We start from the raw sequence: 19,909 nt of genomic DNA on the forward strand, positions 1-19,909 counted from the left end.
GAACCGGGCAGAACTCAGGCTGAAGCTCCTGTGTTTTGTCAGGTTTTTTCTTTTTGGAGAGTGTAATGATGTGCTCTGATTCGAAGATTGATATCTAAAATAAAACATATTTTCCATTTTAGAAATGCAGTTAATTTTGAAACCTTTTTTGAGATAGTCCGTATACCTCAATCGGGAAACAAAAATGTGTTAAATAAAACAGCATATCTGTTTTTTGGAGGAGCCTGCCACCGCAGCTTTGCTATGTCTTTTTTTTAGCTACGGTCGATGGGCTCCTTTTGTATTTTTTTCCCTTCGTGTGCTCAAGATATAAACATAAAAGAGGTGGAGAACTATGCTTGTTTTTCAATTAGCAATCATCTTGCTAGCTTCAAAAATCGCTGGAGACATCAGTGCTAAATTAGGTCAGCCCTCCGTATTAGGAAAGCTCCTTATTGGTATCGTATTAGGGCCGACTGTACTTGGCGTAGTGACGAATACAGACATTCTTCAGGAATTGAGTCAAATAGGTGTTATCTTATTGATGTTTATTGCCGGACTTGAAACCGATACAGAGGAATTCAAACGTACTGGTAAGGCCTCAGCATTTGTAGGTGTTGCCGGAATTATTTTTCCTTTCGCATGTGGCTATCTAGTTGGCATTTACTTACAGCTATCTACAATTGAATCTATTTTCCTCGGTCTGTTACTTTCTGCAACGAGCGTGAGTATTTCCGTTCAGACATTGAAAGAAATGGGGAAATTAAAGTCTCGAGAAGGAACAACGATTCTAGGAGCTGCTGTCATTGATGACGTACTTGTTATTATTGCTCTGGCTTTTGTTATGAGCCTTGCTGGTGGAGACATCAATTTGGGAGAAGTAGTCTTGAAAAAGATAGCATTCTTTGTCATAGCTATCCTTTTAGCATGGAAGGTGGTTCCATGGGTGTTAAACAAATTTGCCCCGCTTCGTGTATCAGAAGCAGTGATTTCAGCAGGTCTCATCATTTGTTTCGTGTATGCTTACGTAGCTGAGTATGCAGGTGTTGCTGGTATTATCGGTGCTTATATTGCAGGTGTTGCTATTAGTTTAACGAAACATAAGCATGAAGTGTTTGAAAAGGTAGAAACGATCAGTTACTCGATTTTCGTTCCTGTATTTTTTACCTCGATTGGGGTAACGGCTCAATTCATGGGAATCACGCAGAACATCTGGCTAATCCTAGGTTTGAGTGTGGTAGCGATCCTAACAAAGCTCATCGGCTCTGCGATCGGAGCCAGATTAGCAGGCTTTAAGTGGAGAAGCTCCCTTGGTGTTGGTGCAGCTATGGTATCACGTGGGGAAGTAGCACTTATCATCGCAGCAATGGGTCTTGAATCTCAAATGCTAAGCAGTGATATGTTTGCAGTTATTGTAGTTGTAGTATTGATTACGACAATTGTGACACCTATGATGATGAAGGCGTTTTTGAGTAATTCTAGTGGGAGCAAACAAAATGCGTAAGTAGCAGGTAAAGAATTGTTGTTGTGTGGACAGAGAAGGGTTTCTTATTAGCTATAGTAGAGAGGATAGGAAGCTTTCTTGACTGCTGGAGAAGATTTTTGTTCATCGTATAAAAAGGGAAAAGGGTGCTAACTATTCCAGTTGGCACCCTTTGTTTATCGAGAGCAGAAGAGATGATTTCGTCCCATGCACCCTTCGATTCTTTCTTTATATGATAAGTTTATCCTCGTCTAGCACTGCATGAACACCCACAACATCGTTAACCAACTGGGTTATGCGTAAATCAACAAGCAGGCTGGCTAGATTTAAGGCTTCTTTTCGTTCATAGCCATATAGCTCCTGCATCCAATCAATCATGCCCTCTAATGCGATCATAGAGGCTTCGTGCAAATCCTTATGGACTCCAAATGTGATTTTACTAGTTGGTGTTTGTGCTCGTGGGAAGGATAGCGCTCGATCTTCTACTGTAAAAGTGAGGTCAACCAACTCCATTGGACATTCTATGGCAAGTCCAGATACTTCCCCGTCGCCTTGGACGGCATGTCCATCTCCTACGGAAAAGAGCCCGCCGTCTACAGGGATGGGTAAATAGAGCGTACTCCCGGGGATTAGTTCTTTACAATCTATGTTGCCGCCACAGTAGCGAGGAGGAATAGTAGAATGAATACCTGATTCCTCTGGCGGCATACCCATTACTCCCATAAATGGATGAAGGCGAATTTTATGCCCTTTATCGCTAGTTCCGATCATGTTCGTCGCATCTAACTCCCAGATTAAACGATATCCTTCCTTTTCCTGCATTCCCAGACGGTTATTTACGGCGCTGGCAAATCCACCACCTTCACTCCAGCCCCATGTGCCTACGCGTAATTCATTAATATGTATTGCTAAGCTTTGTCCAGCCTTGGCATCGGCAATGTACAAGGGACCAATCAGGGCATGTCCGCTATCCTGAGGGTGCTTTCGAGTGCAAAATTCTACTCTTCTGCCGTTTGCTTGTTCCGGGCCTGCGTTCCAATCCGCATCAAGCGTCTCAAAACGAACAGTGTCACCAGATTGTATTGTCAGGATAGGGGAAGCCTCTCTGCTAAAGGAGCCATGCAGAGTCGAGCGCTTTGGCTGGATGGTATATATAGCCATACACAGTTACCTCCTTGGTAGATTATTACAATGGCTTTCTATCAGGATAATACTGAGGAGGTAAAAGGTACAGATTTAAATATTGCTATTCCGTCCATTCGATAACGGAGCCTATTGCAAGACTTTTCCTCACATCAATGATGCGCTGATTACGACTTCCGCGAAAGCGCAGGGAGGTGTCTTTTTGTTCAGCTTTAAATTTACCGTCAATAATGACATCACATAGTTCCAATAGCTGCCGTTGTTCATTTAGCAGGAGTAATGCTTCAAAAGTAAATCCAGTATATGCCCAGACTGTTTTATCTGGACAAGCTTGGCGAAAGCTAGTGATAAAGGCGGCGCAGGCAGTGGCGGAGAAAAATGGGTCTCCTCCACATAAGGTCAGACCATGTAACAATGGATTATCAGAAATTTCCTGAATCACCTCTTGCTGGTACGATCGTGTAAAAGGTTGTCCATAGCTGAAGTCCCACGATTCTGGATTAAAGCAACCCTGGCATGCGTGACGGCAGCCGCTTATAAACACGACCGCACGTAACCCAATGCCTTCGTTAATACTTTCCCTTCGATATTCGCAGATATGCATGGATTGACTCACTGGTGCTTCACCCGATCCAGAACCTCGGCTTGTTTCGCAGAATTAAAACGTTGTGTATAATCGCCTGTAATATAACCTGTTACACGGCGTAAACGTTGGAAATGAACGGAGTCTTCCGTACTTCCACAGTTTGGGCATTGCGTGCCGATAATCCCTTCATAGCCGCAGCTTGGGCAACGATCCAATGGATGATTAATAGAGAAATAACCTACGTTGCTTCTTAATGCATACTGAACAATCTGTTGGAAAGCTACTGTGTTTTGTCGGGCATTTCCATCTAGCTCAATATAAGTAATCGCCCCGGCGTTGCATAACTCGTGAAAAGGTGCTTCAAGCTTAATTTTTTGGAAAGCTGATAGCGAATAGTAAACAGGAATGTGAAAGGAATTCGTATAATATTCACGGTCAGTAATTCCCGCAAGCTTCCCATAGGTTTTTTGATCAGCTTTTGTAAATTTGCCCGATAGACCTTCAGCCGGAGTAGCAAATAAGGTAATGTTTAGATTATATTTTTCGCTCATGTCATCGCAGTATTGGCGCATGAAGGAAATAACAGAGAGCGCACGCTGGTATACCTCTGTATCTTCTCCGTGGTGCTTGCCATAAAGAGCATACATGCATTCCGCCAGTCCGATAAAGCCGACAGCCAGACTGCCATGCTTAATTAAATCAGCTACCTCCTGATCGGGACGCAATTCTTTACCGCCCTCCCAGACACCCTCGCGCATCATGAAATCCGATGCTTTGGCCGGCTGTTTAGCTTGGATACCAAAACGATGAATCAAGCCGCTGATAGCTACATCCATATAGCTTTGTAGGGCATTATAGAAGCCGGTAATGTCTGCCTGATCGCGTTGGTTTTGACAAATCCCATATTCGATTCCCAATTTTACAAGATTGATCGTATTAAACGAGAGATTTCCCTTTCCGCTACTATAATTCCGTCCAAAACGATCTGATATTGATCTTGTCCGGCAGCCCATTGTAGCGATAATTGTGTTCGGATCATCCTCACGGTAGTAGATGAGATTAAACGTAGCGTCTACATTGACGAAATTCGGATAAAGGCGCTTACTGGAGCATTCTATTGCTTTTTGGAACAAATCATAGTTTGGATCGCCCTCAGATTGATTAATCCCTGTTTTACATTGAAAAATATGCTGTGGGAAAATAGGGGTTTCTCCATTTCCTAACCCATTACTTGTTGCCTGTAATAGCGCATGTGAGACCAGACGTCCTTCCGTAGAAGTACACATACCATAATTAAGCGAGGTAAAAGGAATTTGTCCCCCAGCTCGACTGCTCATCGTATTTAGATTATGGATGAGAGATTCCGCGGCCTGATAGGTCTCTGCGACAGTCTCTTCAAAGGCATAAGTAAAGCTTTTGGGAAAATCCTGCTTTAGTTTTTCGTTATCCATATAAAGTAGATCATCAGATAAAGCAAGCCGGGAACCCTCGTTAAAATAATGAAGTCCTTTTTTCAGATGCTTGACGAAGGATTTCCGGACGTAAGGGGCTAGATCCCAGTCAATCTTGTTAGCAGAAACACCGCCGAATTGGCTATTTTGCTGCGATTGAAAGATAATCGCGACTAGAGCCATTGCCGTCATAATGCTTTGTGGGGTGCGAACTGACCCGTTTCCGGTATTAAAGCCTTCAGCTAGTAGGCGATCAAAAGGAATGAAAATGCAGTTAGTTGTACCGATTGCATACTGATCCAAATCATGCACGTAGACATAATTATGATCGATTGCTTCACGGAGCTTGCTGGGTAAAACATATTGTTTCACATGCCATTTCGCATATTCAGAGCCCATTTTACTCATTTTCCCGCTGAACGATTCTCCGTTAACATTTGCATTTTCTCGAAGTAAGTCCATATCCTGCAGGCCGATGACAGCCTCACTAATGCTGTATAACTCGCTTTGCTTCAGACGAAGGCGATCACGTTGTTGACGGTAGGCAGCAAAGGAATCGGCAACATCGTTGTGATCTTTTTCACATAACTGTGCAATAATTAACTCGTGTATCGTCTGTGTAGATATTGGATTTATGTAGGGAAGCTGTCGCTCTGCGGTTAGCGGTTGCATGCGTGGCTGCTGTGTAAGATGTTCCTGAATACAATGGGCAATCTCCTCACTAAGGGCCACGTTTACTGTACCTGTCGTGGGCAAGCATGCCTGAGTAATTGTTGTGATTATCTTTTCTGGCTGAAAGATTTCTTGACGACCATCGCGTTTCATTATAAGCATGAAAAAAGCCTCCTGTAATGTGAAAAACCTGATGTGAAAGTTAAAAATAAGCTTGGTAATGGTAAAAGGTAGTGCAAATGAATTCAAAATGTAAGAAGCATTCCCTCATAAAGTAAGAGAAAATGCTTCTGTAATGTGGTTAAATACACTATATATAGTCTACGAATTACAAAATACATCAATATATCGTATGTGTCAAATGACGGTCCTGTGACTAGACATCAGAATGCATGTGCTATAAATAATCAGACATGATTTTTTCGGTGTCATAGGGTGTTATCCCGCTATTTACAGAAAAGACGGATTGAGCACGATCAGGATTATCAACAAGCGTTCCTCTGGCTAAGGCGTGCAATACAAACAGGTCGTATAAATTTGGTTTAATCAGATTTGCCATGGCTTTTCCCATGAGCTGCATGCTGTTTCGATTATTTTCAACGTTATTGGCATAGGCAGGTTCAAAAGTAAGAGCTAAATCGGTCCAGATGACCTGACGAGCCTCTATATCAATCATAACGGGAATACAAATCGTTGTATCAGCAGTGATGTCGATTTTATTTTGTACGGTAGCCGGTTCGAAGATTTCACCAGAATTAGGGTGCTGTCGCATCATCCAGCCAGCGAAGCATTCAGGGAGATCACAATAAGGGTGACTGGTAAAGGAATGCAAAGACATGGAAATATAACGAGCCCCTGCTTTTGCCGCAGCAGATAAATCGATATCAATGAACTCGCAGGCACCTTGTGGAGCAGCAGTAATATCACCACTATGGTAGGCCTTAAAGGAAGATGAGACTAGATTCGTATAGGAAATGTGTTCTAAATCATTCCAGTTGTGGTCATACATCACAGCAGATAAATCAACATCCACTCGATCTGTCGGAACTTGATTCACCATACCTTCTCGCCACCAGGTAAAAAAGCGGATGGTATTTCCTGCCGGTAAATCAAGCTTAGAACCTCGCGTAATCGTACGGAGAGCCTTCTGAGCTGAGCGTTGGGAGAAGGGGACATTGTAATTGCGCAATGATTCATCGACATATACATAGCCCAGCGGCGGCAATTGGGAAAAACGCTGCATGAGTTCCTTTTGACAGATGGATATGATTGAATCACCGATTTCCTTAGGAAGAGGAGCTAGTGTGTCAGCACTCACTTGAACCTTGGCTGCATTTCCTTTCGGGAAAAATGTACGGACGGCTTGCGGAATGTGACGGTTCGCAAAATGTGTCATCACCTGCAGCAAGACAGGAGAAGAAACCTGATCTACTACCTTTTCAAAAGCATGGGCGATTGGCTGCCAATCCACACTGAGGCGCATGATGTGATCAAGACGACGTGCAAGCTCGCCCGGTCTAGTGGAAAGTAGCTCGATTGCTTCTGATAGCTGTCGATGTAATAGAGCTTGCTCTACTTTACTGTTAAATGTCTCGATTTTTTGATTGTTTCGAATCAGATAAAAAGCATCGGCGCACCGTGGGAAACGTAGCTTGTATTCCGCAGGGTGCAAAATTTCCCCTAATCGAATCCAACGGTTTTTATAGCGCAGCATATCTTCTTCTAGGGCATGACAATTCTCTAATAGCCCCAAGATAAAGCGTCTTTGGGCACGTGTAAATTTACGAAAGGGCGTAGCGCTGGATAGACTGATATCACCGCCAGATAAGGCTGTAGCTACCCGTAAAACATCTGTTGCTGTCTTGATATGTTTGGAAAAAAAGGCAGGTGACAGTTTACTGGATAAGAATAGTAAGCCTGTGAGTAGCGCAATATTTTCTTTTAATGGAATATCTAACTGCACAAGTTTATCCAAAACCTGATATTCTTGTATAAAGAAGCTGAGATCATCCTTGTCGGTTTCGGAAAGGGAGGTTTTGGACTGGACAAGATTCCAGAAGATTCGCTCTAATTCCTCTTCATTTCCAAGTTCAATTACAGTTAACTGATGGTGATCAAGCAGTGGAAGTCGTTTCTTTACTTCATCAATCGGAAGAGAAAGGGTGAGATAGTGAATAATGGCGTTCACATATAAGCTTGCTTGGCTTGCTTCCATTAGCTGCTGGGGGAAATTTTGATACATCGGACGATATCGTACATGAGTTCCGACCAGTTGCTTTATGTCCTTTTCTAGCTGCTGAAAGAATGTAGTAAATTCTTCGACAGATAGGGTTTGCAACCGTTCAATCAATCGGTGGGAAAAGGTGAAGCCAAGACGCTCCAGGTTTTTTAAGGCAGTAGCTAGGTAAGGGAGAGGTAAATGACTGATTCCTGTCTGTACAAGTAGCTTACATTTGCGTCTTAAATAGATAGAATTTTTCATTGGCATAGTAAAAAAATCAGGAGAGCAGTGCCCCTAATATCCATTTGTCGTAGAAGGAAGGAGCACTATAGCCTGATCTTATATCCTTTTTATTATTTTTAAAGGTTGATTTTTGAAAGGGAAAGATTGTGCAATCATTATAGTATAGATACAAAAGTCTGTAAATAAGATGAAAAATAGTCGAAAAGAGAAAGAGTAAGGAGGAGAGAAGCCATGACAAAAGAGCATACCAATATCTGCCCCCACGATTGCTGGGATACCTGTAGCATGACAGTGACTGTCGATGAATCAGGAAAAGCAGTGAAAATTCGCGGTAACAAAGAACACCCTGTAACCAAAGGCTTTCTGTGCATCAAGGTAAATAATTATTTAGAGCGGGTGTATCATCCAGATCGGATTTTATATCCAATGAAAAGAACAGGTAAAAAAGGGGAAGGGGTATTTGAACGAATTTCGTGGGAGGAAGCCATCCAGCTCATTACAGATAAATGGAAGGAAACCATTCGTCAATATGGAGCCGAGGCTGTCTTACCTTATAGCTATGCTGGTACTATGGGGCTGATTAACTACGGCAGTATGGATCGACGTTTTTTTGGTAAAATGGGTGCTTCTCGTCTGGCTCGCACCTTATGCGCATCTGCTGCCTCAGCAGCTTTGCACTCTGTATATGGAACCCGACTTGGTGTCGATCCAGAGGATATGGTACATTCTCGCTTGATTATCGCATGGGGCACCAATACGCTTCATACAAACGTCCATCAGTTCCCGATTATGGAGGAAGCACGAAGGAATGGCGCTGTTTTGGTGGTCATTGATCCTTATAGGCATGAGACGGCAGAAAAGGCAGATATCCATTTGCAAATTAAACCAGGAACCGATAGCGCACTTGCACTGGGTATGATGCATGTACTAATTCATAACGATCAGCTCGATCACGCATACATTGCCAGCCATCTACAAGGCTTTGATGAGCTAAAAGAGCGCGTAAAACCATATACACCAGCCCATGTAGCCAGTATTACGGGGCTTTCCGAGCAGGAGATCATTGAATTTACTCAATTATATGCAAGCACCAAGGCTTCCCTTATCCGTTGCGGATTTGGTCCACAGCGTCATACGACTGGGGGAGAAATCATTCGTACATTGGCGGTACTTCCAGCATTAACAGGAGCCTGGCAGGAGCTAGGCGGAGGCTTTTTACTTGCCAATATGGATGTCGGAATCAATTACGAGAATCTATATCGAACAGATGTGTATGAAGGAAATCCGCGAGAAATAAATTGTGCGCAATTAGGCTCTGCTCTCTTACAGCAAGACAATCCCGTAAAGGCTCTTTATGTCTATAACAGCAATCCAGCTTTAGTGACTCCTGATGCTAATAAGGTTACAGAGGGGCTACTCCGGGATGATTTATTTACGGTAGTCCATGAGCAACATATGACAAAAACCTGCCGATATGCAGATATTATCTTGCCTGCGACTACAACTTTGGAGCATTTAGATATTCATACATCCTACTGGCATTTATATGTACAGTTAAACGAGCCTTCTATTGCACCATTAGGAGAAGCCAAATCTAATACGGAGACCTTCCGTTTGCTAGCCAAGGCGATGGGGTATACAGAAGACTGCTTTACAGATAGCGATGAGGATTTAATTAGGCAGGCATTGGACTCTACCCACCCGTTTCTTAACGGAATCACGTATGAGACGCTTAAAGAAAAGAAATATCAGAAAATATCATTTGAAGGAGATCATTTCTTTCCGTTTCAGCACGGTTTTTTAACACCGAGTAAAAAGATCGAGGCACTAGCGCCACAGATGAAAGAGCTAGGCTTGGAGCCTTTGGTTAACTACACACCGCTTGAGCAAAAGGCGGAGGGTCCTAAGCAATATCCTTTGCACTTTTTGACGGTGAAATCAAAGCATTTCTTAAATTCCAGCTTTGGAAATGTAGAGACACTGAAAAAACGGGAAAAGGAACCAGTCCTCTATATGAATCCTCAGGACGCGCTTTCCCGAGGGATTGCGGAAGGCGATCAGGTGAAAGTATACAACGATCGAGGGGAGATTGTTCTCCCAGCTAAAATTAGCGAAAAAGTAGGAGCCGGTGTGCTGGTTACCCCGATTAATTTATGGCAAAAGAATGTGAATGTAACTACCTCAGAAGCACTAACCGATCTGGGCGGTGGAGCAACCTATTACACCAATTTTGTAGAGGCAGTGAAAATAGGATAGGGGGCGTAGGGATGGATCAAACTGTAACTTTGTATGCATACCACAATTGGGCTAACCAAAGGCTTCTGCATCATCTAAAGGAGTTGCCAGAGCAGGTCTGGAAACAAGAGGTGCAGAGTATATTTCCCACTATTGAAGCTGTTATTCGTCATGTATATCAAGTGGATCACGTCTGGCTCTACACGATGGAGGGACGGACGTTTGAAGAAGTGGTAGAGGCCGTCTCTGGAATGAATGAAGAAACGAAAGACTGGACTCTTGATGAATGGATTAGTCGACATACAGCACTGTCTAGGCAGATTCTTTCATTCCTAGAACAGCAACGGGACTTACACGCCATTTCATCCTATCGACATCCTCATTTTGGTGAATTAAAGGTTAGCTTTGCTGAGATAGTCCAGCATATTGTGAATCACGGAACCTATCATCGCGGAAACCTGACTGTCATGCTGCGTCAACTCGGCTGTTCTGGGGTTTCAACCGATTATATTTTCTATCTGTATGAACGAAACCAAACACACACAGCATAACCAATCATTTTTATATCAAGAAACAAGGCTGAAGGACATGATAAGGCTCCTTCAGCCTGTTTGTTATGCGCCGAATGCTTGCTCAACCTTTTGAGGTAATGATCCCCAAAACTTGGAGATGTCTGGCTTAGCGTCACCGATGCTACTTTCTCCTGCTTTTCCGTGCTCGTAAATCACGTCTTTGTTTTGATTTATAATCTGCAGGTACTCTGCAATGATGCTTGTTGTCTTCGTATCGCTGTGAGTTTTTATGAATTGTTCGTACGCTTTCTTCACCTCTGGTAACAGCTTCATGGTTTTTTCATCAATGGCATCGTAGCGATAGTTACTGAGATATTCTTGCAAGTAGGTTTGATATAGATTCCTAACATCTGTTTTTTTGATTCCGTTCTTATATGAGGTTAGATACTTTTCTACTTTTACGATGCGTTCTCCCAGCTCTTGACGTGAAATAATTAAACTGCCATCTCTGGAAACAGGTTTATTATATTCGTCCCATTGTAGTTCTAGGTATGACGTCATGTCGTCAGTAAGGTAGCGGGAGTATTGCTTTAAGGCATCATAATCTACTACCCAAAACAAATCCCCTTCGTTATCTGTTAAGGCTAGCTTGCCAGCAAATTTATCCTGCACGTATTTTTTTAAAGGCTCTTCTTGAATCTTCGTCACATCAACAGGGAAGCCAATTTCATATAGCTTTTGGGCATTGTTATTCTCTGCTAAAAACTTGGAAAAGCTTTCGTTCAATCCAATCAAGTGAGTGGCATAATAATCATCTAAAATAACGAGTAGCTGATCGGCAGTTTCACTTTTTACGCTTTTGATCGTTTTATCCAAGTAGGTGATTAATTCAACAGGCTCTTTTGCTTGTGAGGCAATATCCTGCATTTGTTTGATAGCGTCTTGTTCGACAGTTGGTTGATTCTTCTGGGGCGTATTTGTCTGAGGTGTGGTTTCTCCTTGTACCGGCTGGGAGCTTGTTGAACCAGTATTTCCACAGCCTGTTAATAATCCTATGGCTAACACTGAGCTAAGCACAAGATAACCTGAATTTTTCATAGGAACCACTCCATATCTAAAAGTTATTATTTGGCCAATTAGTAATTTATGTAAAAAATATGTATATGATACAAGACGATATAGTATGTTAATTGGTTTCAAATATATAACTAGCTTTGCTATACTACAAATAACTTAGATTCGTTGAGAATAGTTATCAATGAACCGATATGACAAAACATGGAAAGTGGCGACATATATGTCAGATCAACAACAGCAACATTCGTTTTCTGCTGAATCGACTATAGAAATAGATCAATACCAATTTAAGCTAAAAGAGATAGAACTGCTTAAGGGGAGCCAGTATAAACCAGTCCCATTGATTCATCAGATGACCTCCTCGTATGTTTTGCTTATCGCTCTTCAAGGTCAGGGTCATGTCCTAATTGATGAACAAGCTCACCCATTACTAAAGGATGGTGTCTATGTATGTACACCAGGTCAAACACTTGGGCTTGAATTAACTCCAGAGGTAGAAACCTATTGCTATGTGATTTATTTTCATGTCTATCAGGAATCAGGAAAGCGGAGGGGACATTTGAAGCCTGTGCGTGATAAAGGACCTTTCGGGAAAGGAGGACAAGTATCGCATACGATCTCCCAACCGACGATGCTGTGCCAAACGATCGAAAAGCAATGGAAAAGCAAGAAGCCCATGGACCGTTTTTTGGGGCAAATCACTTTTCTACAGTTTATTCATACACTTATGAACAATAAGGACATCGGCTCTGAGGATTCTAAAACGGCTATTGCTAAAGCCAAAACCTACATCGACACTCATTTTAATAAAAACCTTTGTGTAGACGATTTAGCGAAAATAGCGGGAGTAAGTTCAAAGTATTTTGGTGAGCTGTTTAAAAAGACGTATGGAATCGGGGCAATTGAATATGTAACAAAGGTGAGGATGAATCAAGCAAAGCACTTTATGAGTAGACCGCAGGTTCGCTTAAAGGACGTTGCTCATCAAATTGGCTATAACGATGAATTTTACTTTAGCCGGAAGTTTAAGCAGGAGGTTGGTGTATCTCCCACCGCATACATGAAGCAACGTCAGAAAAAGGTAGCGATATATAGTCACCGGCTTCTTGGCTATGTACTGGCATTGCAGGTGATTCCTTATGCCGCTCCCCTGCATCCAAAATGGTCGTCCATCTACTATGAAAAATACCGCACTGAAATACCTGTTCACTTAAGTGCGTACCGTGTCGATTACAAATGGGAAAGCAATATTGATGTCTTAGAGCAAATCCATCCTGATCTTATTATCAGCATCGATCAACTAGAAGGAAAAGAGAAGGCAAAGCTTGAACAGGCAGGATCAGTGAGCTATGTCTCATGGAGTGATACAGATTGGAGAGCACAATTTCTGCAAACAGCCGAGCTTTTACAAGTACCTCAAGATGCAGATAGATGGCTTACATCTTATGATCAGAAGGTGAAGATGATTAGAGAGGAAATCAGCGGAGTAGTAAAAAACGATACCTTTCTGATTGTCCGTCTACTAAAACAAAATGTCTATGTATACAGCAATCCTAGTATGACTCAGGTATTTTATGGTGATTTGCAAATGATTCCCGCCCATCCGCTGCATGATGAGGGAATTGACGAAAAGATAACGGTACAAAAGCTGGCAGAGTATGATCCTGATCATATATTGGTGCTTGCCTGCCCCGAGTCAGAGACGCTGCATTACTGGAAGCAACTCCAAATGAGACCAGAATGGCAACAGATTAGAGCGGTGCGTCTAAACAATGTCCATGAAATCTTTTCAAATCCTTGGCGTGATTACTCTCCGCTGGCCCATGAGCGTTTAATCGAGTATGTCTATCGTCTCTTTTCTGGAAATCGTCCATATTGATTCCGGAAATCGTTCATGGTCGAGCAGAGTCTACTCCTCTATAATCGTAAATGAGAATTATTATCAAACATTTCAGATTGTCTTATCGAGAGGGGACATTATAAACATGAATAAACGTAAGTTTCTAGGAGTAGGTCTAGTAGCCATACTGGCTCTTATGGTAACGGCTTGCGGCGGGAAAACAGAGACAACAGCACCTGCCAATCCGACAGCTACCAGCAGTGATAGTCAAAAAGCATCAGAATCAGCAACAGGTGAAACAAGAACGATTAAGTATCTTGATCAAGAATATAAAGTTCCAGCTAAGACAGATCGCATTGTCATTACAGGTAGCATGGAGTCTATGGAAGACGCTGTGGTTTTAGGTGTAGAGCCAGTAGGTGCGATTAGTGTAGGCGGTAAATTCCCGGATATTTATAAAAGTATTACAGGCTCATCTGAATCCATTGGTGAAAAAATGCAACCAAACCTGGAGACCATGCTTAAATTAAAACCAGACGTGATCCTAGGTTCGTCTAAATTTAAACCAGAAGTATATAGTAAATTCGAGAAAATCGCACCAACTTTCCCTGTTTCTCATATCTCAAGCAACTGGGAAGCTAATTTACGCTTACTAGCTGAATTAACAGGAAAGCAAGCAGAAGCTGAGGATGTACTGAAAAAATATAAAGAAGATCTAGAAAAGGCAAAAGCTTCTTTGGGCGATAAGCTGAAGGATAAAAAAGTAGTAGCGATACGCCTGCGTCAAGGTACCATCAATATCTATCCAGAAAAGGTTTTCTTTAACCCATCCTTATATGCGGAATTAGGTTTGACAGCACCAGAGGAAGTTAAGGCGGCTAAAGCGCAAGAGGCTATGTCATTAGAGAAATTTAGTGCCATGAATCCTGATTATATCTTTGTCCAGTTTTCACCTGATGAAAACAAAGACCAACCTAAATCTTTAGAGGATTTAGAGAAAAATCCAATCTGGCAAAGCATTAACGCCGTGAAAAATGGACATGTTTACGTGAATGTAGTAGATCCACTAGGACAAGGTGGTACAGCATGGAGCAAAATTAACTTCTTGAAAGCTGCGGTGGAAAAGCTGTCCAAGTAGATAAAAGGGCGAGAAGAGCGCAATGAGAGTGAAGAAATCAGTACCAGTTGCCATTTTGTTGACATCACCAATTTTTATTGTGATCTTGATGGCACTGTCCATTGTCTTTGGGGCTAAAAACATAGAGCTTAGTACAATTCAGGATGCTATCTTTCATTTTGATGCTGGTAATCCTGATCATCAGATTATCATGCATTCCAGAATACCAAGAGCTGCAGGAGCACTATTGATTGGTGCCTTCTTAGCGATGTCGGGAGCTTTAATGCAGGGGATGACCAGAAATTTTCTGGCATCTCCTGCCATTATGGGGGTATCAGACGGATCAGCATTTGTTATTACGGTGTGTATGATCTTTATGCCAGATACATCCTCCCTACAAATGATCATGTATTCTTTAATTGGTTCTGCGTTAGGGGTAGGAATTGTATTGGGGTTTGCATCCCTGTTGCCTAATGGTATGACTCCAGTCCGATTGGCTATCATCGGGACAGTTATCGGAACAGTCCTAAGTAGCATATCGCAAGCCTTATCCACTTATTTTCAAATATCGCAGAATCTCAGCTTTTGGTATAACGCTCGATTACACCAAATTGATCCAGGCTTGATCAAATTAGCCCTTCCATTTGCAATCGTAGGTATTTTACTGGCGTTATTTTTGTCTAAATCCATTACGATTCTGTCATTGGGTGAGGAGATAGCGGTCAATTTGGGCCAGCGTACAGCTCTGATTAAAGGGTTGACGATGCTGACTGTTGTCATTTTAACCGGGATATCTGTTGCTTTGGTAGGAAAGATAGGATTTGTTGGATTAATTGTTCCACATATTGCCCGCTTTCTGGTGGGGATAGATTATCGGTGGATTGTACCGTGTTCAGCGGTGATTGGTGGAATGTTTTTACTATTTTCCGATATCCTAAGTCGGTTTATGAATTACCCTTTTGAAACGCCAATCGGAGTAGTTACTTCACTGTTTGGTATTCCATTCTTCCTCTATTTGATTGTTAAAAAAGGGGGAGAAAAACATGGTAACTAACAAAAAGCAATCGCGTGTATTTGCTAAGACATCGACTGCGCGATTTTGGACTGTTACAATAGCAAGTATTTGTCTTGCCTTGCTAGCTATTTATATTAGTGTTACAAACGGCGAGTTTGATATGACGCTACAAGACGTTATAAACACATTGCTACGTAATGATCCTAAACCTGAGCATGATCTGGTTATCTTTGAATTTCGTTTACCGCGTGTTGTGATTGCGGCCCTTGTTGGTATGGGGCTAGGGCTTGCCGGTACCGTTGTTCAAGCGATTACCCGAAATGGACTTGCTGATCCTGGAATATTGGGCATCAATGCGGGTGCAGGTGCAGCAATTGTACTGTTTATCTTTATGTTTGAGGGGAAAATGGGCAGCGAAGGGTTATTAACAACATTAGCCATGCCTATATTTGGATTAGTGGGTGGCCTGCTCTCAGCTTTCCTTATCTTTCTATTCGCTTGGCAAAAGGGGAAACTAGACCCACAACGGCTTATTCTGGTTGGAATTGCAGTTGGAACGGGTCTGGGGGCATTTACGCTCTACCTTTCTTTACGCATGAACGCAAAGGATTTTGAGATGGCAACCGTGTGGATGACAGGTAGTATATGGAGTGCTAACTGGATTTATATTGTGGCTATGCTCCCTTGGTTTGTCTTGTTTATCCCGATATTATTTCGAAAAGCCAACGTTTTAAACCTATTGCAGCTAGATGAAAACAGCGTTAGAGGGCTTGGTGTATCCACCGAGAAAGAAAAAATGGTGCTCTTGCTAGCTAGTGTTGGGATCATTAGTGCATGTGTATCAGTGTCAGGTAGTATTGGGTTCGTTGGATTAATGGCGCCGCATATTGCTAAAGCATTGGTCGGGAATCATCACAGACGTATATTGCCTGTGTCAGCTTTGATGGGAATGCTCTTGGTTTTGGTATCAGATTTTATTGCCAAGACCGTATTCTCGCCGGCTGAGCTTCCTGTAGGAATCGTCATTGCGATTATAGGGGGGCCATACTTCCTTTATTTGCTGTATAAAGCACGAGCCTAAAGTAGAGATATAAACTAGTATTCATTACAAAAAGCCTGGAGCATATAACTCCAGGCTTTTGCGTGTAGAAAGAAATGGTTTCTTATGCATGGAAAAGCGTTAATTCGTACTGTACGTTACGCTGTTTCTTTTTTTCCATAAGGAAGCAGGTTATCTACTGCTGCCATGCTGCTACCACTCAATGCAAGATATAGCGCCATTGCGAAGAGAGCAAGGTCCAATTCATAGCCGCCGATGAAACCAGCCGCCAATTTAACTTTTAGGGTAGCTCCTACCATAATGACCATGAGTAAAAATGAAATGACACGAGTTCCTAGCCCTAAAATCAATAGGATACCTCCTACTAATTCGATAGTTCCAACTACATAAGCTAGGAAGCCAGGTAGGCCGATGCTTTCGAAAAATCCTACAATGTTTTCGATGCCCCCCTGGAATTTATCAAGACCGTGCAGCAAGAAGGTTAGACCTAGTACAACACGAAGAATGAGTGCGCCAATCTGTTGTTTGTTTGCCACTTTAGTGTTGCTCCTTTCAGATAATGTTTAGTAACTTACTAATTATAAGTATAATAATGTCATTGCTTACTTTTGTCAAGCGTCTAACTTTAATGTTGTTTTTTTCCTGTCAGGTATATATTTATATGCGTATATTATGCCCTTCATAACTTCTTTATATTTGCTACATCAGTTCCTCATTTCTTTTATGTAAGCTAAGAAAAAAGGAGGAGCAGATTATGAAAAAAATAATTTTTTCTCTAGCATCGTTGGTTGTCGTCTTGGGGATCGCAACAGGCGTGTATGCAAGCACGTCACAGGTAACACCTGATCAAAAGCAGAAGGAATTTGAACAGATGCGACCTTTGATGAAACAAATGCACCCACAACTGACAGATGCACAGATTCAATCTATGTATGAAAGCTGTCACGGTCCAAACGGCATGCATGGGAGAATGATGAACAATTATGCAGACCAGACTCCAAATCGTAAATAATCGCTTATAATAAAAAAAGAAACAGGATAAGGCAGACTTTCCATAAAGGAGGGGCTGCCTACTTGTGCATTTTTGCACATAGTAAGCGAGGCGGGTGAAAGTAGATGGGTCAACACAAGATATTAGTCGTTGATGATGAAGAAAATATTTTTCAGGTAATTCGAGCTTATTTAGAGAGAAACAGTTACATTGTTTACGTAGCAGAGACGGGGGAGACGGCACTTCAGCTCCATCAGCTTTTACAGCCAGACCTCATCATTTTAGACTTGATGCTGCCTGATATGTCGGGAGAGGATATATGTCGAAAATTACGCAAGACCTCCGATATTCCTATTCTTATGCTGACAGCTAAAAGTGCTGAGGATGATAAAATTAATGGGCTGTTAATGGGGGCCGACGATTATGTTAGTAAGCCATTTAGTCCACGTGAATTAGTGGCTCGGGTTATTACGCTGTTACGGCGGACTGGTACTACGAAAAAACAAGAGCAAGCTCTTACCTTTCTCCAAAAACGTCTATGTGTGGAACCAGAACTGCATCAGGTCACGCTAGATCAGGCTAGCATCACATTAACACCTATTGAGTTTAAGCTGTTGTATACGCTAGCTAGCCAACCAAAAAAAGTGTTTAGCCGTCTGGAATTAATTAATCAGATTCAGGGTTATGGATTTGATGGATATGAGCGTACCATTGACGTGCACATCAAAAACGTAAGGCAAAAATTAAACGATGATCCCAAGCACCCCTCCTTTATTTCAACAGTGTTTGGTGTAGGCTATAAATTTTTGGTGAATCGTGATGAAGCATAGAGGGATGAAACGACAGCTTTTTCTTTCCCACCTAGGTGTTGCGCTCGTTTCCTTGTTAGTCATCATCATTATTGTAAATATCTCGGTTTCCATTACATTTGGAAAATATGTTGAAAATCAACTGCAAGCGGAGGCAGATGCGATCCTACAAGACCTGACCGAATCTTATGTAAAAGCCAATGAATGGCCAAGGCAGACGCTAATGGGTGTGGGACATCGAGCTATGCAGCGTGACATGACTGTCATTTTGCTTGATGCAGAAGGGAACGTCATTTGGGATTCGACTAAGATGGGAATGCATATGGAAAGGCAAGGCACAAAGCATACCTGTGCTGTAGATGATAAGCTTCCTCATTCTACCTACTCAACACCTATCATCATTGGAGATCAGCAGGTAGGTATGTTACATGTGGGGCTTCCAGATGGTCAATTCCAGGAGCAGGAGAGAGAATTCATTACCAGATTTAATGCAATGGTCGGAGGGGCGCTTCTGATTGTCATTGTCGGCGTTTATTATTATAGCATTCGCATTTCGCGCGGTATTAGCCATCCCCTGCTTCACATGAAAGAGAAAGCGAATCGAATGCGGACAGGAGACCTCACAGCACGAGTGGAGACGGACGCATTGCATGGGGAAATACAGGAATTGGGTCAAGCGGTGAATCATTTGGCAGAGAGCCTACAAAAGCAAGAACGTCTACGTAAAAATTTAACAGCCGATATTGCCCATGAATTACGAACGCCACTTGCTACAATTCAAAGCTACATGGAAGCATTTGAAGATGGGATATGGGAGCCGACATCAGAAAAATTGCAGATTTGTCAGGAACAGACCTCGCAGCTTGTTCTATTGATAAAGGATTTGGAGAAGTTAACGGAAGCCGAAAACCCAATGCTCCGTTTACAAAAGGAGCAAGTAAACCTACCTGCTATCATAGCGGAGGCACAAAAAAGCATTGCAGAGTTATGGGACAAGAAAAGAATTCGTTATATTCCGCCTTTCCTGGACAATATCTTTGTGCATGCTGATTATCGCAGATTGTTGCAGGTATTTACGAATTTACTCAGCAATGCTTATAAATATACTCCTGAAGATGGTGAAGTATCGGTTACCATCGAAGTGCAGCAGTCCAATATCGTAATAAATGTAGCGGATACAGGAGTAGGTATCAGAGGGGAAGAGCTCCCCTACGTATTTGAACGATTTTATCGTGGTGAAAAGTCGCGCAGTCGTAAATCAGGAGGTGCTGGAATTGGATTAGCTATCGTAAAAGCCATTATAGAAGCGCATGATGGAGAGGTGCGGGTTGAGAGCAAGGTGGGGAGGGGCACTACATTTTTGGTCCGTTTGCCTATGTAAAAAAGGGGAATCACCTGAGGAATTCTCAGGCTCCCCGTTAGCCTATCAAGCGTACTAGCCTACTACAAATCAAGAAACAGGTCTTTATATCCAT

Annotated in this window: 16 protein-coding genes; 10 read left to right on the forward strand and 6 right to left on the reverse strand. The window is 42.3% G+C overall.

Going from position 1 to position 19,909, the window contains the following annotated elements; all coding sequences use genetic code 11:
* The first annotated feature begins 334 nt into the window (after window positions 1–334).
* Window positions 335–1,483: a cation:proton antiporter gene (locus AYJ08_RS13250; protein WP_064018118.1), complete on the forward strand. Its 1,149-nt coding sequence runs from the start codon at window positions 335–337 to the stop codon at window positions 1,481–1,483.
* Window positions 1,484–1,690: 207 nt separating this feature from the next.
* Here AYJ08_RS13250 and AYJ08_RS13255 read toward each other — a convergent pair whose 3' ends face one another.
* The 4 genes from AYJ08_RS13255 to AYJ08_RS13270 all read right to left on the reverse strand — a co-directional run bounded on the left by AYJ08_RS13255 (window position 1,691) and on the right by AYJ08_RS13270 (window position 7,796).
* A complete protein-coding gene (locus AYJ08_RS13255; RefSeq protein ID WP_064018119.1) occupies window positions 1,691–2,623 on the reverse strand; it encodes an acetamidase/formamidase family protein in 933 nt (310 codons plus the stop codon).
* Window positions 2,624–2,708: 85 nt separating this feature from the next.
* Window positions 2,709–3,209: an anaerobic ribonucleoside-triphosphate reductase activating protein gene (nrdG, locus tag AYJ08_RS13260; protein ID WP_064018161.1), complete on the reverse strand. Its 501-nt coding sequence runs from the start codon at window positions 3,207–3,209 to the stop codon at window positions 2,709–2,711.
* A gap of 8 nt (window positions 3,210–3,217) precedes the next feature.
* Window positions 3,218–5,476, reverse strand: coding sequence for an anaerobic ribonucleoside triphosphate reductase (locus tag AYJ08_RS13265; RefSeq protein WP_082890952.1), 2,259 nt, complete (start codon window positions 5,474–5,476; stop codon window positions 3,218–3,220).
* 235 nt (window positions 5,477–5,711) lie between these two features.
* Window positions 5,712–7,796, reverse strand: a complete 2,085-nt coding sequence (locus tag AYJ08_RS13270; RefSeq protein ID WP_064018162.1) for a TerD family protein — start codon at window positions 7,794–7,796, stop codon at window positions 5,712–5,714.
* A 213-nt stretch (window positions 7,797–8,009) separates the two neighbouring features.
* Here AYJ08_RS13270 and AYJ08_RS13275 point away from each other — a divergent pair, with 213 nt between their 5' ends.
* Window positions 8,010–10,034 (forward strand): molybdopterin-containing oxidoreductase family protein, encoded by a 2,025-nt coding sequence (locus AYJ08_RS13275; RefSeq protein WP_064018120.1) that lies wholly within the window; start codon window positions 8,010–8,012, stop codon window positions 10,032–10,034.
* An 11-nt stretch (window positions 10,035–10,045) separates the two neighbouring features.
* Window positions 10,046–10,564: a DinB family protein gene (locus AYJ08_RS13280; protein ID WP_064018121.1), complete on the forward strand. Its 519-nt coding sequence runs from the start codon at window positions 10,046–10,048 to the stop codon at window positions 10,562–10,564.
* Between the two features lie 63 nt (window positions 10,565–10,627).
* On the opposite strand, the gene AYJ08_RS13285 is transcribed toward AYJ08_RS13280, so the two are convergent.
* Window positions 10,628–11,623, reverse strand: coding sequence for a hypothetical protein (locus tag AYJ08_RS13285; protein ID WP_064018122.1), 996 nt, complete (start codon window positions 11,621–11,623; stop codon window positions 10,628–10,630).
* 199 nt (window positions 11,624–11,822) lie between these two features.
* Between AYJ08_RS13285 and AYJ08_RS13290 the strand changes: the two genes are divergently transcribed.
* The 4 genes from AYJ08_RS13290 (at window position 11,823) to AYJ08_RS13305 (ending at window position 16,655) form a co-directional block, all read left to right on the forward strand.
* Window positions 11,823–13,481 (forward strand): ABC transporter substrate-binding protein, encoded by a 1,659-nt coding sequence (locus tag AYJ08_RS13290; protein ID WP_064018123.1) that lies wholly within the window; start codon window positions 11,823–11,825, stop codon window positions 13,479–13,481.
* Window positions 13,482–13,587: 106 nt separating this feature from the next.
* Window positions 13,588–14,580 (forward strand): iron-hydroxamate ABC transporter substrate-binding protein, encoded by a 993-nt coding sequence (locus tag AYJ08_RS13295; RefSeq protein WP_064018124.1) that lies wholly within the window; start codon window positions 13,588–13,590, stop codon window positions 14,578–14,580.
* Between the two features lie 22 nt (window positions 14,581–14,602).
* Window positions 14,603–15,613 carry a FecCD family ABC transporter permease gene (locus tag AYJ08_RS13300; protein WP_064018125.1) on the forward strand — a complete coding sequence of 337 codons (1,011 nt, stop codon included), beginning with the start codon at window positions 14,603–14,605 and terminating at the stop codon, window positions 15,611–15,613.
* Window positions 15,603–16,655, forward strand: a complete 1,053-nt coding sequence (locus AYJ08_RS13305) for a FecCD family ABC transporter permease (RefSeq protein ID WP_064018126.1) — start codon at window positions 15,603–15,605, stop codon at window positions 16,653–16,655. Before AYJ08_RS13300 ends, AYJ08_RS13305 begins: the two co-directional genes overlap by 11 nt.
* Window positions 16,656–16,771: 116 nt before the next feature.
* On the opposite strand, the gene AYJ08_RS13310 is transcribed toward AYJ08_RS13305, so the two are convergent.
* Complete coding sequence (locus AYJ08_RS13310; RefSeq protein WP_064018127.1) at window positions 16,772–17,170, reverse strand: DoxX family protein; 399 nt, start codon at window positions 17,168–17,170, stop codon at window positions 16,772–16,774.
* A gap of 218 nt (window positions 17,171–17,388) precedes the next feature.
* Between AYJ08_RS13310 and AYJ08_RS13315 the strand changes: the two genes are divergently transcribed.
* The 3 genes from AYJ08_RS13315 to AYJ08_RS13325 all read left to right on the forward strand — a co-directional run bounded on the left by AYJ08_RS13315 (window position 17,389) and on the right by AYJ08_RS13325 (window position 19,815).
* A complete protein-coding gene (locus tag AYJ08_RS13315) occupies window positions 17,389–17,646 on the forward strand; it encodes a hypothetical protein (RefSeq protein ID WP_064018128.1) in 258 nt (85 codons plus the stop codon).
* Between the two features lie 104 nt (window positions 17,647–17,750).
* Window positions 17,751–18,455 (forward strand): response regulator transcription factor, encoded by a 705-nt coding sequence (locus tag AYJ08_RS13320; protein WP_064018129.1) that lies wholly within the window; start codon window positions 17,751–17,753, stop codon window positions 18,453–18,455.
* Window positions 18,445–19,815 carry a sensor histidine kinase gene (locus AYJ08_RS13325; protein ID WP_064018130.1) on the forward strand — a complete coding sequence of 457 codons (1,371 nt, stop codon included), beginning with the start codon at window positions 18,445–18,447 and terminating at the stop codon, window positions 19,813–19,815. Before AYJ08_RS13320 ends, AYJ08_RS13325 begins: the two co-directional genes overlap by 11 nt.
* The last annotated feature ends 94 nt before the right edge of the window (window positions 19,816–19,909 follow it).

This window comes from Brevibacillus sp. SKDU10 (assembly GCF_001645205.1).
GTDB lineage: Bacteria > Bacillota > Bacilli > Brevibacillales > Brevibacillaceae > Brevibacillus_B > Brevibacillus_B halotolerans.